This window comes from Bradyrhizobium sp. 137, from assembly GCF_023074095.1.
Classification (GTDB): domain Bacteria; phylum Pseudomonadota; class Alphaproteobacteria; order Rhizobiales; family Xanthobacteraceae; genus Bradyrhizobium.
This window is the reverse complement of the sequence record NZ_JADPKU010000001.1, coordinates 54,224-68,641: the sequence shown is the minus strand read 5'-3', so window position 1 is coordinate 68,641 and position 14,418 is coordinate 54,224. Positions and strand designations below refer to the sequence as shown.

14 protein-coding genes and 3 pseudogenes are annotated in these 14,418 nt (G+C 58.1%); 6 read left to right on the top strand and 11 right to left on the bottom strand.

All coding sequences use genetic code 11. The annotated features are described in order from the left end of the window. The 3 genes and pseudogenes from IVA78_RS00305 to IVA78_RS00295 all read left to right on the top strand — a co-directional run. Positions 1–650: pseudogene (locus IVA78_RS00305) on the top strand (glycosyltransferase family 2 protein); the annotation flags it as partial. Further along, positions 625–1,101 (top strand): hypothetical protein, encoded by a 477-nt coding sequence (locus IVA78_RS00300; protein ID WP_247463632.1) that lies wholly within the window; start codon positions 625–627, stop codon positions 1,099–1,101. The pseudogene IVA78_RS00305 and the gene IVA78_RS00300, both read left to right, overlap by 26 nt. A 2,123-nt stretch (positions 1,102–3,224) precedes the next feature. Beyond that, positions 3,225–3,962 (top strand): outer membrane beta-barrel protein, encoded by a 738-nt coding sequence (locus IVA78_RS00295; RefSeq protein ID WP_247450991.1) that lies wholly within the window; start codon positions 3,225–3,227, stop codon positions 3,960–3,962. A gap of 456 nt (positions 3,963–4,418) precedes the next feature. Here the strand turns inward: IVA78_RS00295 and IVA78_RS00290 are convergent, their stop codons facing one another. The 3 genes from IVA78_RS00290 to metC all read right to left on the bottom strand — a co-directional run bounded on the left by IVA78_RS00290 (position 4,419) and on the right by metC (position 7,383). Further along, positions 4,419–4,616: a helix-turn-helix domain-containing protein gene (locus IVA78_RS00290; protein ID WP_247419000.1), complete on the bottom strand. Its 198-nt coding sequence runs from the start codon at positions 4,614–4,616 to the stop codon at positions 4,419–4,421. Between the two features lie 7 nt (positions 4,617–4,623). Further along, positions 4,624–5,076 carry an autoinducer binding domain-containing protein gene (locus IVA78_RS00285; RefSeq protein WP_247463629.1) on the bottom strand — a complete coding sequence of 151 codons (453 nt, stop codon included), beginning with the start codon at positions 5,074–5,076 and terminating at the stop codon, positions 4,624–4,626. A gap of 1,080 nt (positions 5,077–6,156) precedes the next feature. Beyond that, positions 6,157–7,383, bottom strand: a complete 1,227-nt coding sequence (gene metC, locus IVA78_RS00280; RefSeq protein ID WP_247463627.1) for a cystathionine beta-lyase — start codon at positions 7,381–7,383, stop codon at positions 6,157–6,159. A 1,762-nt stretch (positions 7,384–9,145) separates the two neighbouring features. Here metC and IVA78_RS00275 point away from each other — a divergent pair. Continuing rightward, entirely contained in the window at positions 9,146–9,319 is a 174-nt protein-coding gene (locus tag IVA78_RS00275; protein ID WP_247463624.1) for a transglycosylase domain-containing protein, read from the top strand. Here IVA78_RS00275 and IVA78_RS00270 read toward each other — a convergent pair. Then, complete coding sequence (locus IVA78_RS00270) at positions 9,299–9,538, bottom strand: hypothetical protein (RefSeq protein WP_247333188.1); 240 nt, start codon at positions 9,536–9,538, stop codon at positions 9,299–9,301. The genes IVA78_RS00275 and IVA78_RS00270 overlap by 21 nt on opposite strands. A 584-nt stretch (positions 9,539–10,122) precedes the next feature. Here IVA78_RS00270 and IVA78_RS00265 point away from each other — a divergent pair. Together IVA78_RS00265 and IVA78_RS00260 are read left to right on the top strand one after the other, a co-directional pair. Beyond that, a complete protein-coding gene (locus tag IVA78_RS00265; RefSeq protein ID WP_247463621.1) occupies positions 10,123–10,347 on the top strand; it encodes a hypothetical protein in 225 nt (74 codons plus the stop codon). A 109-nt stretch (positions 10,348–10,456) separates the two neighbouring features. Then, positions 10,457–10,651 (top strand): hypothetical protein, encoded by a 195-nt coding sequence (locus IVA78_RS00260; RefSeq protein ID WP_247463618.1) that lies wholly within the window; start codon positions 10,457–10,459, stop codon positions 10,649–10,651. Between the two features lie 99 nt (positions 10,652–10,750). Here IVA78_RS00260 and IVA78_RS00255 read toward each other — a convergent pair whose 3' ends face one another. The 7 genes and pseudogenes from IVA78_RS00255 to IVA78_RS00230 form a co-directional block, all read right to left on the bottom strand. Next, on the bottom strand, positions 10,751–10,912 hold the full coding sequence (locus tag IVA78_RS00255) for a WGR domain-containing protein (protein WP_247333282.1): 162 nt from the start codon (positions 10,910–10,912) through the stop codon (positions 10,751–10,753). Between the two features lie 474 nt (positions 10,913–11,386). After that, positions 11,387–12,088, bottom strand: coding sequence for a YggS family pyridoxal phosphate-dependent enzyme (locus IVA78_RS00250; protein ID WP_247463615.1), 702 nt, complete (start codon positions 12,086–12,088; stop codon positions 11,387–11,389). 235 nt (positions 12,089–12,323) lie between these two features. Continuing rightward, positions 12,324–13,199 carry an acyl-CoA dehydrogenase family protein gene (locus tag IVA78_RS00245; RefSeq protein WP_247463612.1) on the bottom strand — a complete coding sequence of 292 codons (876 nt, stop codon included), beginning with the start codon at positions 13,197–13,199 and terminating at the stop codon, positions 12,324–12,326. Then, a pseudogene (locus IVA78_RS34245) lies at positions 13,196–13,503 on the bottom strand (tripartite tricarboxylate transporter permease). The gene IVA78_RS00245 and the pseudogene IVA78_RS34245 overlap by 4 nt, the downstream one beginning before the upstream one ends. 13 nt (positions 13,504–13,516) lie before the next feature. After that, complete coding sequence (locus IVA78_RS34240; RefSeq protein ID WP_253075111.1) at positions 13,517–13,702, bottom strand: tripartite tricarboxylate transporter permease; 186 nt, start codon at positions 13,700–13,702, stop codon at positions 13,517–13,519. A 110-nt stretch (positions 13,703–13,812) separates the two neighbouring features. Next, a pseudogene (locus IVA78_RS00235) lies at positions 13,813–13,875 on the bottom strand (arylamine N-acetyltransferase); the annotation flags it as partial. A gap of 26 nt (positions 13,876–13,901) precedes the next feature. Beyond that, complete coding sequence (locus tag IVA78_RS00230) at positions 13,902–14,051, bottom strand: hypothetical protein (RefSeq protein ID WP_247460303.1); 150 nt, start codon at positions 14,049–14,051, stop codon at positions 13,902–13,904. Between the last annotated feature and the right edge of the window lie 367 nt (positions 14,052–14,418).

Sequence of the window (14,418 nt, the reverse complement as noted above, 5' to 3'; positions counted from 1 at the left end):
GCCAGCAACCGGAACGACAGCTGGCTGACCCGATTGATCGACATGGAGTACTGGTTGGCTTGCAACGAGGAGCGCGCGGCGCAGACGCGCTTTGGTGCCATGTACCGCCGCTCCGCGCTGCTGTTGACCAGTACGAGACGCAGTTCTTCCGGGGAAAGCCGAGCGACTTCGGTGAGGACCGCCATCTGACCATCCTCATGCTCAAGGCAGGGTTTCGAACCGAGTACGTTCCGGACGCCATCGCCGCCACGGTGGTCCCGGACAGGCTCTTGCCGTATCTGCGGCAACAGCTCCGCTGGGCGCGGAGCACTTACCGCGACACGCTGCTGGGTTTGCACCTGTTGCCCGCCCTGGACCGGTACCTTACGCTCGACGTGCTCGGACAGAACCTCGGGCCGCTGCTGCTCGCCATCTCATCGATTGCCGCGCTCGCTCAGCTCGCGCTCACCGGCACCGTGCCCTGGTGGACCGGTCTGACCATCGTCGCGATGACCATGATTCGATGCGTTACCTTGAGCAACAGCGACTGGCTCTCGCACAGTCCAGCCGATTTGCCGGACGGAAATGAACGCATGGCAAGCTTTTGTGCCCGAGCCCGACAACCGAGAAGCCGAAGGAGATTGTTTGCACGTCGCGCATTGGCACCGTGAGCACCGCATTGCTCTACAATTGGAGGTCGTTGCTCAACTGATCTGCCAAGACAAATTCGCGCTCCGAGCGGTCAAGCTGCTCGACGAACTCACAAGCGCACTAGTCGCGGCCAAGCTGGAACTCGGCGCAATAGGCGAGGCGAGCGCCAGCAGACCCAGCAGGCGAACAGTGCCGGCGAAACAATACGGTGACCTCTTCTATCCAGAAGACCTCCGCATCCTAGCTAACATTTTCGATCAGGCAGTCGCAGCTTTACCGCCAGATCGCCGTACTATCGCCAATCGTACGCAAATCGCCAAACTTGTTCTAGCTCAGGGAACGACACGTGAAGCCAAGTCCGACCCGACTCATGGCGCCTGCGTTCTTGGCGATTTGCTCGATCGGACGTTCAACTCTTACTCCTCTAATCAAATCGAGGTTCCGCCTAGCACCTGGCGGAATTCTGCATAAGGCGTAGGTTAGATCACTCGATCGGGTAATAAGAAGACATCGTCCTGGTTTTGAAAACCGGCGGTCCTTTCGAGATCGCCCAGCGATTGGTATACAGGCAGCCTGCTCTTGCTAACAGTTTCGTCTCGTCAGCAGGCAGGCCGCGGGACAGGTGGCAGGACCACTCTCAGGCATCGTCAAGGCAAGAACCGTGTATTCAAGACCTCGGTCTCAGAGGATGAGTACGGTACCCTTGCACTGCAATGCGACCGCCTGCCGGCCGCCGCGGCGCGCAAATGGTCCAGGTCCTAACGGCACTTCGAGTGCGCCGCGAGACGGCTAGTCTCGTCCACGTTTCAGCTGCGACCGAAAGTCTTCTCCGTTGCCCCCGGCGGGCGGGGCAATGCCGCCCAGAGAAGCGCAGCACTCTGACCAAACCACCCAGCCATCACGAATGTCGTTTTCCTGAAACAATCACGGCGTGGGCCACTCCGCGGATCTGCATACTATGTCTGGCTCCACGCACACTGCTGCTGCAGGCCATCTCAAGTGGCAGGGAGTAGCTTGCGGCGCGGCAATAAGGAAGGAAGTGCGTCCCATCTAGATTGTCGCGCGACAGTACCCGAAGGGATTTGAATCGTACGTAGCGTCACGTCGTAGGAACCAGGCATCCGCCGCCTCGCGCCGACCAACTAGTCAACCACCCATGGCGGGAGTGTGACGTAACACATCAAAGCAATCCTCCGGATTAGACATCGAGATGACGACACTTCTTCTTTTTCTCACTATGAACTTTTTTCGCGGCTTTCGATTAGGATACGCTATGCGCAGCTGGCGTTCCCGCAAGCGACGTGAGCACGCCCGGCTCTATGGCGCTTACTTTCATTCCGGCAGTTCTGCTCCGCCGCACCGAGTTCCCGCACGCCGTGGTTCCTAATGCTGCATTCGGCCTTGCTCAAGCAAGGAAATGGCCGATCTGCCACAGGAGGGCGAACGCCGACCGCCGTCAGTTCGTCGAGCACAGAACCGCAAGGCGGCGTGGAGGGCACGCGCGTGCTCGCGTGGAGTCAGTCCCAAGAGCGCGGAGTAGCGTGTGACTGATGGCCGATGTGACCCGAGACATTGACGGTGAAGACTGCGAGTCGGCCGTTCACGGATGATCGGGTCGGCGGCGGTGCATTCGCAACCGGCCCTGGACCTTGCAAGGTACATTTGTGTGATCTGAGCATGCGCGGAAGCCATTGCCGGAACGAATTCCATCAGCGCTGGTGCACACCGCGGAGAAGACATGTCTGGCACGCGAGTTAGCGCTTGAACTGAATGCGACGGCGAGCACGATTGCGACAGCATCGACAAGGAGCACCTTTCACTCTCCCGCGGCATCTACGCCGCTTCGATGCCCGTGGCTATCTGCACTGGGCGAGAAGAGAGATCCAGAGTTATCGCACGACTTCGACTTTCATCTCGCGCAGGATCAGCACCGCATTGACCGTGACAAATGCTTCCTGGCCGAGTTCGATTCCCCTGAACTCGCCTACCTAAACTGAGAGGTTTCGAAGGTGAGGCTTCCCTCCTAGAACTCGATCCGCGATAGTCAGTACAGCGGATGCATCATGAAACCTGACGAGCGCCTAGCCGAGGTCCTTGAGAATAGCGCGTGTTTTGATGATGAGGCAGGGGAGGTGTGGGCACAGTGCCTCTCACCCACTGAGCGGCTGGCGTATATTCGCAAGCATCGCTCTCACTTCCGGTTCGCAGATTACGATGAAGTGACAGCTGTTGTACGGGGTCGGCGCTTCACCGGTTGCTCATCGCAGCTCCTTCGATGGCGTCACAGGATCAGAGCAAGGGCGTTGCAAAGCGCTTTGCTCTTTTCGGTTGCGGTGTGGCTGGGCGTCATGTGGCTTGCGGTGCGCTTCATCCGCTGAGATCAGCAACCCGCTTTTCGCCACGCCTACGCAATCTGCGTTCGCACGCGAAGGAGCATAGCGAGGCAGTTGAAGATGATCCGCAACGCCGCAACCTGACGCAGGGTTCGGTTCAAGCATTCCTTTCGGCCCAAATGTTGCGATGCAGCTACAGCTATTCGCGCGGATGTTGTTAAGACGCGCGAGGCTCGGGGCACTCAAGACATGAGAGTAGAAATGAAGAACTTGTTGCTTGCGACTGTAAGCATTGTGGCGCTTGGCGCGGTGGCGCCCGCATTCGGCGCGGATCTGGCTGCGCAGCCCGTCCAGCCTCTCTATACCAAAGCTCCGCAGCCTGTTGCGGCTACGATCTACGACTGGAGCGGCTACTACGTCGGTATGAACGGCGGCTTGGGCTCTAGCTCGAATTGCTGGGACTTCAATGGCGGCACGCCTGAGGGCTGCCATGATGCGACCGGCGCTACTGTGGGTGGCCAGATCGGCTATCGAAGGCAGATGGGCCAGATCGTGCTTGGTGTTGAAGGCCAGGGGAACTGGGCTGATTTGACTGGCTCGAATGACAGCGTCGCGTTTGCGGATATCAACAAGACCAAGATTGATGCGTTCGGCGTGGTAACGGGGCAGATCGGTTATGCCGTGGACAACGTATTATTTTACGCCAAAGCTGGTGCCGCAGTGACGAGCAATACCTATCAGATTAGCCCGACCCTCACGGGCGCGCAGCTTGGGAAGAGCGACCACATTTTTTGGGGTGGTGCATTGGGAGCTGGGATTGAGTACGGTTTCGCGCCGAACTGGTCGGTCAGCCTCGAGTACGACCACCTATTCATGCAGCCCGGAGCGGTGCACTTCCCCGCGCCCGCAGGCGGAACCGATCGCATCCGCCAGGATTTCGATCTTCTGACTGCACGGGTCAACTATAAGTTCGGCGGCCCGTTTCTTCTGAAATATTGATCCGCAGTACGAACGGCGGATCGAAAGCCCCGGCCCATGGCCGGGGCTTTCTTTTTGCGAGGGCGGGTCCCAGGCGACTAGCTTGTCGCAATTCAAGCCCAAAAACTGCTCCCATATTGGACGAGTGGCGGCATCCACAACCAACCAGCTTGCGAAGATCACTGTCGCACGCGCGTCATCGATGCGGCGAATGGTCTCCCGTCATGGCCAGTCCACGTCGGATTTAGCCAATCGTGCGAACCTCTCACGCATCGAAGACACGACCAACCCTCGGCGGGATGCGCATCGAGGCTCCCGAAGACGATCGAGATGACAGGCTTGTCAGCTATTTGCGGCAACAGCATCTTCTGCACCTTGGGCTGAACGTCCTCGCTGCTATTGTCATATTGTCACGCTGGTCAGATCGCTCGCTCGTGACTCCGGCATAGGTCGATACGGGGCAGCGGCGCCGAAACGTCAGATAAGACCGAGGCGAATCGCCTTGGCAACGCAATGGGTACGGCTGTTCGTCTCTAGCTTTCGCATCGCGTTCTTCAGGTGAAAGTTCACGGTATTCTCGCTGACTCTCAGGATGACTCCGATTTCCCAGGATGATTTCCCCTCTTCCACCCAGCGGAGGCAATCCTTTTCTCGTTCGGATAGGGCCACTTGCATATGGCATCTACCCTCCGATGACGGCGCGAATTTCTGCAAATGCATGATGAAACTGCCAAGCCAATGCGTTGAGACGACTGAGGCGATACTCAGGGTCGACATCGTCGAACCTGGATGCAAACGATGCGACAGATAGTTGTCCAAATGGTCCGAACAGTGGTACGGTTACGCCGTGCTTCAGACCGGCCTCTTTGGCCTCGTTCAACACACGCATTTCGCCGGGTTGCAATTGATATTTGTGAGCGAGTTGATCCCATAGAAACGGAGCCGACTGAATCGTCGTACGCCGAACCACGGGATCGATGGCATTGTATCGGCGTTCAGCATAGCGCTCGCACCACGCGGAAGGAAAGTTCACTGTCACGGCGGCTGGCAGATACTCTGGCCGGCGGGTCGGCTCCGCGTCCGTCAGCGCCCCGTAAGCGACTTGACTGAAGCCCTGTTCGCTCGAACAGCTCACAAGCAGATGAACAACACCTCGGGAGATCGACTCTGTTTGCGCATTCGATGAAGCAAAATAGGTCCATTTGGTGCCTCCGCCACCGACTTAGGCAACCGGTGCTGCGTCTTTTGAGTGGATCGATTGGGCAGGGGCCCTGCGCCACTTCAGCCTCCTCTCTGCGAAGTGCTCGACCGAACGCGACAATCATACTTGTCATGAGCTGCAATCGACTTGGCTGAGATCGGATAGTTGCTCGATAAAGAACATTGTGCATGCGCTTCTTCGGGAGGAGGCGGACCTGAAGCGTCCAGCAAATGTCGTACCAGCTGAGGCGCCAGGAGCAGTGCCGCAAAAGCACGAGTGCTGGAGAACTGGGGACGCAACGTTCACTGTTAGAATTCGGACATTCGTCGCAAGAGAGACAACCTTGTTCGCGCTAGCTGAAGAATATATGTTGCATCGGCAAGTACCCGAACGATCGTTTACGCGTTGGTCAGCCTCCCGCCTCTGCCCCGGGGGCCAGCCGAGCTAGCTAGGCCGAGCGCCCGCGTCATAGGGCGCAGAGGCAACTAGACGCAGAAATGGCATGCATCCGCTGCGATACCGGTCTGCCATGGCGGTCGCGCCGTACCGAACGCAACCCTGGAGATCCCCGGTTGCGCGATCGCGTATTGCCAAGCGCTCGTGTTCAAAAGCACCCGGACATGTTTGGGCGAGCGAATCATCCGAATACGGCAATGGCACCTGCGGCTTAAATGACATTCAACTGACCGCACATCATGGGCGTTCTGCTCACGCAGATTGATAGACAGAAGCCGTGCGCATGGTCTTCCTGCACGGGGCTGGTGCTCCATCTCGGAGATGCACGGCCATAAATCCGCTTTACGAATGGTAGATCATCGATCCGCTCGGCCAACATGCCCAGAACTCGCGACCGTCTGCACTACTGACCTCTGCTCGGATTCCAGTTGCCGCGTTTCGGGCGGAGACGAGTTCGGGCGTGATCTCGCGATGATAGTGGCTCGTTGTGCGGTAAGCATAGCGCCCCAAGCGTCGCTTTTATCGGTCTCCTCCGCGCCATCAATACTGCCCTTGAAATCACCCGTCTCTGCTCTCATCCTGGTAAGCAGCGTCGCTCACGCAGTGTTCGCAGGCGGCTTGCAGCGCCTGATGCATGTCCGCAATGAGATCACTCGGCCCCTCGAGGCCGGCGTGAATACGAATCAATGGTCCATCAAATGAAACCGCTGCTTCCGTTCGTTGAGGACCATCGACAGGCAGCACAAGGCTTTCGTACCCACCCCACGACAATCCGATTCCAAAAAGGCGCAGTTTCTGGAAGAAGACCGAAAGCTGGGCCTTGGAGATAGGCTTCAGAACGACGCCGAATAGGCCACTTGCACCCAAGAAATCCCGCTTCCAAATATTGTAGCCAGGATGGTTTTGGAGCGCAGGGTGTAGAACCCGGCCCACTGCCGGGTGGTCTTCCAGGCTTTGAGCCAGCTTGAGGCCATTTTCGTAATGCTGCCTCATGCGAACGGCTAGTGTGCGCAGTCCACGAAGAGCTAAATAGATGTCATCTGGCCCAGCAATCTCCCCGAAATGATGAGCGCTTTGCTGCAGGAGCGGCCACGCTTCCTTGTTAGCGGTAGCAATGCCCAGAAGGGCGTCGGAATGACCAACGATATACTTGGTCGCGGCATGGATCGAGATGTCGACGCCATGGAGAAAGGGTTTGAAATAGAGGGGCGTCGCCCAAGTATTGTCCATGAGCACGAGCGCACCCGATTGATGTGCGATCGAGCACAGCGCGGGCAGATCCTGTACCTCAAACGTCATGGACCCCGGGGATTCCAGGTACACGGCTCGCGTTTTTGTCCCGATCTTCGCGAGTAGATCCGAAGGCTGAGTGGGATGGAAGTACTCCACCTTGACCTCAAATCTAGTTAGAACCTGGTTCGCGAAAATCCTCACCGGTTCATAGACGTTATCGCAGATCAAAACATGATCCCCGGCCTTCAGGATCCCGAGAAGTGCGTGGGAGCACGCAGAGAGCCCCGAAGGGAACAAGATCGAACGATACCCGCCCTCCAGTTCACAAATGGCAGCCTCGAGAGCACGAGACAACGGTGAGCCGAATCGTCCGTAGTTCGTCACTGGATTCTGCTTGCGCCTATCCCACTCTTCGAGGGTTTCCGAAACGATCGTGGAACCTCGATAGACAGGAACATTGACCATCCCGGCGTGTTTAGCGGGCGCGCGACCGAGATGAGACAATTGCGTGTTGGGCTCTGGCAAGCGTTTATCCCAAGCGGTGCGATCCATACCTCTCCTATCTGGGATCGCGTCGCTTAAATGCGCGGCGAATACCCACTACTATAAATCTGCAACTCGTCTCAGGCGCTACAACTCGAGAACTCTGTATCGTATCCCAACCTTGGAGCAGCTCTCTTCCCAGATCGAAAGCGCTGTCGACCGCACAGTGAGACCGCGCCGGACCGAGCTCCCCGAAAATCGGTGGTCAGCTTCATTCAGCTCTACAGTGGGTCCATCACTACAGCAAAGGGCGGGCCAGACGCGCCGGCTGCGCGCTGCAGGCGTATTAAGCCGGACTGGTCGGATGCCTCGGCCACCAGGCGGATTTCTTGTCGGACAAAAGACGCTGCATGTGGGCTCCTCGCCAAATCGGCTAAATCGGGACGATCTTGATGTGGGTTGACAATTGCACTTCTATGAACTCGCGCGTTGGCGTTTGTTTTTGCAGCTTCCCAATGAAGGCCTAGTTGCTGCACTGCTTATAGCGAAGCGCGGAGCATGATTTGGGCCATTTAAGCCACGTTGCAATCGTTACGCCGCCGTCATGCAAGTTCGTGGTGCAAGAGCATTTCGCAGCCCCACTACGCTGCATGATCACAACTAACAAGAACCGACACCTGACTGAATCGAGGGCTGGCCCTTAGCAGACTTGAATCGTACCTAGCGTCAAGTTGTACCAACTAGCGGTTCGAATCTTCGAACCGAGACACATTCCGGGCTCAAGGTGCCGGCGCGGCACATTGAGGATCTGCGAGGCGCGCCTGAGATGATGGTGGCAGCTCTTATTGTCCTTTCGATTGTCGCCGCCGGTGGGGCCAGCTACGGCGTCCGCACTCGGCGTTTTCGCAGCCGACGAGAGCGCGCGCGGCTGCATATGGCTACGGCCCGCTCCGCAGAGAGCTGCAGCAGTCACGCGCCGTCGCGCAACTCGCTCGAGCAACCCGCCTGCTGGCAACCAGAACCACATCTTGCGGACCAGAAGCGCTCGACAATAGCCCGCGAGGGCTAAACAATTCACGCGCCTGGGATCTCTTCTCATCTGCAGAATTCGCTGCCGGCCCCCTCGGCAAGGTGCAGCTGATGCGCGAGTTCTTACGTTGTGCTGCGGCGTGTCGCGGCTCCAGAACTACGACAGATGCGTTTCTTCGGCGGGGACGTCCGAACGGAGCGACGTCCGTAAGCGGCACGCGTTTCGACGCGCTAAGTTCAAATAATTTGAAACGCAAGCGAGTCAGACTATACCGCGAAGAAGAACCCCAATCCAAGATCGTATGATGGCTCTAGCCAGGCGTGTCTATTCGATTGCCTGCATGCTAACGAAGCTTATGCGCGGTGCGAGGCTTGTTCGCCGATCTTTGCGCTGTACGATCGTCGATCCGCTCTCGGAGGCCTTAACATTCGGGCTCGTCAGCCTCATACTATCAATGATCGTGGCAAACCCTGCTTTTTCAGAAAAGCAGGTGATCAGGAATGCAGCGAGTGCGCCGATCCCACACTCTGCCTGCCGGAATGCCGCACGGGTGTGACCAGCGCTTGCGCGACGTACAGCTCGATTTCAGTGAAGGAGCCCGGACGTCCTAGTCAAGGCGACGCTGGCAACTGGGGGATCGCCGCTTCTATAGCCATTTCGGCATTGACCTTACCGCGATCGCGCTCTCATTGCATGCCGGCCCGGGCACAAAGGCCGTGCGCTCGTCCATTACCCGGCAGGTTGCGAAGATTCTATTCCCCTCAGATGAACGCAATTTGGAGGTCAGGATTCAGGAGGCGCTTGTCGCAATTTGGCTCGAATGGCGGCTCAGCAAGGGATGAAATCCTGAAGGTCTACCTAAACCGTGTGCAGATCGGACGCGGCATCTTCGGCGTCAGTGAAGCTGCGCAGAGTTATTTCCACAAGCAGGTTCAGGATATCGAACTTGGCGAATCAGCCTGCTTGCCGGCCTGATAAATGCGCCACTAGATCTACCTTCGCATGTTGCTCTTCCGAATTGCGCGTGCGCGTGCAAACCTGGTTCTGGACACCCTCGTCGAGACCGGGCTCATCACTAATGATCAGCTGTTCGCGGCAAAGCAACATCCGGCGCGCCTGATCTTCATGCATCAGGACGCGTTGCCGAATTGAAGAAATCGAGATGAGCGTGATCTCGCGGAAGATGATTGCCACTGCCGCCAAGGAGTGGAGGGTAGCACAGCTGATTGACTGCAAATTGGTATCGCACCCCGTAATGTAACTGGCGGACCGCGATTCATCGGAAAGAGCCGGCCGGTTGCCTGGCGATAGCAGGGAGGCTGATCGTCGGATCCTCGCTGAACGGGGCGACGGTTTCCAGGTATGTTGCGTGCCCGCTGGACGGCCCATCCATCGCTCAGCATGAGCACACCGACGAGGCGAATGATGAAGCCCTCATTGGTGAAGATGCTGACAAAATCGAGACGTACTCGTTGAAGTCGTATCATCCGATCGAAACATTAATACCGTTTGGGCGGCAGCGTCCTCATACAGTTGACGGCAGCGCGAGACGTGCGAGGAATTGAGCAAAGTCTTCATTGCTGCACGCGTCTTATCGTTATGAATGGTGACTGGCGAGATGGTGAAAGCATGCGGCAACAACCTGAAGCGAGCACCTACCTACTCTGATGAGAAAGCCTTGCCATTTCTCAATGAGGAAGCATTCGGGTGGTTAGGCAAGAGGGCAGAGCGTTGATCAATAGCGGCCGAAGAAGGCAAGCCTGTTTGCAACCTATACCGTGAAGCTGCTGACCTTAGGTCTCGCATTGAGCTCGTCAGGCGGCCGGGTCGAGCTGTTGGAAGGGTTGGAGCGGCGGCGGCGCTGGTGGCAAGATGATAAGGCGCGGATCATCGAGAAGACGTTGGCGCCAGCGGCGAAGGTGATGGAGGCTAAGGCGATGGACAACATGCTCAAGTGCTGGAGCGAGTTTACCCGCGTGATCCGCGGCCGCGTCTGCCTTTGAATAGCGCCGCCTGGGATCACCATGTGTTATTCGGGAATGAACAACGATTGGAGACGCCACACCTCCCAGATATGGGAGTGGCCAGAACGAGTTCAATGCCTCGTCCGGCGTGAAGAAGGTCTCGCTGGCGGACCTGATCGTTCTCGGCGGCACCGCACCGGTCGAGAAGACCGCCAAGGACGCCGGCATCGACGTGAAGGTCGGCTGCACGCAAACGACGGTGTTACCGCTCAAAATCCTTCTGAGAAGCAAATTGTCCATCAGTAGCTTGAAACGCAGGCTCGAGCGTCCGCGTATGACTTGATTCGCATAAGCTGCAGCTTTGCTGGCGACTTTGGTGTTGCGGTGGACGGAACCGCTCACTGCAGCTGTGGGGCTTCGCCGGAAGTCGCCACGACGGGCTTTACGCACGAGCCAAGCCTCGAGCGCCTCGGCGGCCCTGCACCCGGGCCCAACGAACACATCGAGGCGCCGGCGGCCGCTGGCCGAGACGACCCCATTCCCGCAGCAATGCAGTGTCGCCAAACAGGGGTGGCTCGATCGTGAGCACATAGAAACGGGCCATGTTCCGGGCCGGATCGCAAGGTTCAAGCACGAAGTATTGCACCGTGAGTTCGGACATGTGCCAGAATCGCATGCCACCGAAACGGCCGTCCAAATAAACTCAGGACGAACGATTCAAAATTTCATGCCAGCGAGCAAACGAATGCGGCGCGTTCACCGAATTTCAGGAGATTTCCGGGCTATTTTCCAGCCGCTCAAAGAGCGAGAATTGGCGTCGCCCTGTGGGACCCAGCTTACGGCTGCGCTGAAGCCCCGCAAGCGGGCTTCCCCTTACCGGGCTGCCATCTCCGGATTGATAGTCGCCGCACCCATTGTGGCTCGGATTCTGCTCATGGAGCGGCGGACCGCTTCAAGGGAGGCCGCGCTCGCGTTTTAGCGCCGTGCGAAGCACTATGCATTAAGACGATCCTTCGTTCCCTCTAAGGAGCCCGGGCCAGTAGTGTCGGTCTTTCGTCGGTCGCGGCCCAAAAATGGCCTAGCCAACTCTAATGACGTCAGCCCCCTCTTCGATTGCCATCTCGAAGTCGCTTGTCATACCCATAGAGAGCAGGTTAAGTCGCGGCGATATCCTGTCGCGTAGCGCGTCTCGCAACTGCCGCAGCAACTTGAAACACCCGCGAACCTTGTCGGCGTCACGACTGAAGATTGCGAGAGTCATAAAGCCGCGAGCAATCAGGGCCGGATAGTCGGGAAGCCGACGCACAAAGTCGCCCACTTCGTTTGGCGAGAGACCGTATTTGCTCACCTCACCGGAGGTGTTGACCTGGACGAATACGTCGAGACGTCTACCTTCGGCGCCGAGCCGGGCCTGGAGCGCATCGGCCAATCGTATGCTGTCCAGCGCGTGAAACTCGCTGGCGAATTTGATCATCGAATTCACTTTGTTTGTCTGGAGGTGGCCGATGATACTCCAGTTCAGCGACAGATCGGCGAGATCTCGAGCCTTGCCCTCGGCTTCCTGAACTTTGTTTTCCCCGAAGTTAGAGAGGCCGAGTTCGGACGCGATACGGATGACGGCGGTTGGCACCGTCTTGCTAACGGGCAACAGACGAACTTCCGAGCGGCGACGGCCTGCCCGCACGCAAGCCGTCTTTATCCGTTGTTCAAGTTCATCGAGATTGGAGCGAAAAAGCGAGCGCGGATCATTCGTGAACCTCTCGTTCTCTATTTCTGACATCGTCCGCTCCCTGCTGGTCCCTCACTCGACTCTTCAGTGAGCGAGAGATCACGACATACTGAATTTCGATCGTTCCGTCCAGATATTGGGCCGTCTTTGCCGCGGTCACATGACGCGCTATCGGCATCTGGGTCAAAAGTGCTCTCGCGCCAATCGATTGCATACACTGTATGATGCCGTTCATTGCGGCTCTCGTGGCGAACTTTTTGCGTGGGCGGCGTCAACGCTAGCGCGTTCACCGCGATCGAGCTTGGATGCCACAGCAGAGAACAACAGTCGCGCGGCGTGAAGATCCGTCGCGACGTCCGCCAGCAGCCATTGCAGCCCTGAAAATCGATGGTTTTCGAACCAAACGCGGTGACCCATGTCGTCGGTCGTTCGTGGCCGCCAGCGCGCGATCGAGCAAGGCCTCCATCATTCCACAGCACAGGGCTGCGACGAGCGTTCGGGCGACGTCGACACCGGCCATGGCACGTTTGAAGCCGTCGCCCGGAGGAAAGAGCACTGCGGCGTCGTCTACGGGGCAATCCGACAATTCGATCCCAGCGAGCCCCATGGCGTGACACCCGACTAGATCGTACGGCGGCGTCACCGACAAGCCCGCAGATCGTCGCTCCGCCAGAAAGCCAGCCGAACGCGCACGCATGGCCAGTATCCGCCCAGGGTGGGCGAGGCTACCCTGCACCGTGCGTTTGCTGGCGTGCCGATTCTGCGCCATCTCGCGGGTGGCGCGTTCGTCGAAATACTTCTTGGCTTGGAGCTCTTGTTGCCTGGACCGTCTCTCGTCTTTACTGGGCCGCGAAGCGACCGGCCCTTGAACGACTAAAAGCTCACTCCGCGGGTCGGGCGGTCGCGACGCCGTTCCTCCGCGACGTCGAGCGCCGCAACTGGCCTTCGGCTTGCGCAAGCGCACGTAGACCTGTGCCGCCAAAAGCGTCAAGCAAAGGAACAGAAAGAATGCGCTGATCGGCCGCTCGACGAAAATCATGGCGTCACCGCGCGAGACCAGCAGCGAACGGCGGAAGTTCTCTTCGAGGCGTGGCCCCAGGACGTAGCCGAGCAGGATGGAGGCCGGGTGGAAATCGAGCAACAGCAGCAGATAGCCGGTCAACCCGACGACGACGGTCTTGCCGACTGGAACATGTCTTTGTCGGTCGAGTAAACGCCGATCGCGACGAAGAACACCGCACTTGGATAGAGATATTTGTAGGGAATCATCAGGAGCTTCACCCAGAGCCCGATCAGCGGGACATTCAGCAGGACCAGCATGGTGTTGCCGATCCAGAAGCTCGCGATCAGGCCCCAGAAGATGTGGGGTGCTCTTTGATCAGTTGGGGACCGGGCACGATGCCCTGGATCATCAGCGCACCCAGAATCAGAGCCATGACTGCGTCCCCGGGAATGCCAAGGCTCATAGTCGGGATGAAGTCACCCTGCACGGACGAATGCGTTCGATGCCTCCGGGCAGGCGACGCCTTCAATCATGCCGGTGCCGAACTTCTCTGGCGTTTTCGAAACCTTTTTCTCAGCCGCGTAGGAGATAAAGGACGCGATCGTTGGTCCCGTTCCGGGAATGAGCGAGCAAAGGCTCCCGATGATGGTGCCGCGCAACATCGCGGGGATCGAGCGGCGGAGCTCATCGCGCGATGGGCGCAGATCGCGCAGGCCGACGGAGCCCCCAATGCGCACCCTGCAAAGAAGGGCCGGACCGTGAAATCGAGTGCTTCGAGCGCCAAGCCAAACAACTTGTTCAATTCGAAGCAATAGCCGCCTCGCCGGGCATCGATCAGTTTGGCCCAGATCGACTTTTCAGTCAGATCGGGTTATCGCCTAGCAAAACATCAAAGTTCTCATAGGGGATCGCACGCATTTGAGCCTGCTGTAGCGCAAGAAGGCCATCAAGCGTTGTCGGGACTTGAGCAAGGCCGATCCGATCGAGATAGGACGCAATTTTAAATGCCATGGCACGTCCTTGATATCTGGATTCGTTTGATTAAGGGGCCGGACGCGCGATGACTTCGCAGGGCAACGTGTAGAAGGTGGCCATCTCTCCTATAGAAATGAAACAGCCTGAGCACTCCGACGACAGCCTCAGTGCCGGTATCGAGCCAACGGGCCATTTGTGCACGGCCGGAACAGCCCGTAGGACTTCCGATCCGCGGCGGTTTGCAACGGCGATCTTCCAGCCTTGCGAATCATGTCGTCTCGCCTCGCCGCGAACGCTCCGCGTTTCCAGATCCACAGGGCGCCTGGTTGCCCGATACAGGCGTGGCGTTTACGAATTGCTTGCGTTGAGCTCATCAAATATCCTAGCCGGGCGCTTTGCTTCG

What these genes read in the sequence shown, in the direction of transcription:
- IVA78_RS00295 (WP_247450991.1), top strand. Translation starts at nt 3,225, where the DNA reads ATGAAGAACTTGTTGCTTGCGACTGTAAGCATTGTGGCGCTTGGCGCG.
- IVA78_RS00290 (WP_247419000.1), bottom strand. Translation starts at nt 4,616, where the DNA reads ATGCAAGTGGCCCTATCCGAACGAGAAAAGGATTGCCTCCGCTGGGTG.
- metC (WP_247463627.1), bottom strand. Translation starts at nt 7,383, where the DNA reads ATGGATCGCACCGCTTGGGATAAACGCTTGCCAGAGCCCAACACGCAA.
- IVA78_RS00255 (WP_247333282.1), bottom strand. Translation starts at nt 10,912, where the DNA reads ATGGCCCGTTTCTATGTGCTCACGATCGAGCCACCCCTGTTTGGCGAC.
- IVA78_RS00250 (WP_247463615.1), bottom strand. Translation starts at nt 12,088, where the DNA reads ATGTCAGAAATAGAGAACGAGAGGTTCACGAATGATCCGCGCTCGCTT.
- IVA78_RS34240 (WP_253075111.1), bottom strand. Translation starts at nt 13,702, where the DNA reads ATGTTGCGCGGCACCATCATCGGGAGCCTTTGCTCGCTCATTCCCGGA.
- IVA78_RS00230 (WP_247460303.1), bottom strand. Translation starts at nt 14,051, where the DNA reads ATGGCATTTAAAATTGCGTCCTATCTCGATCGGATCGGCCTTGCTCAA.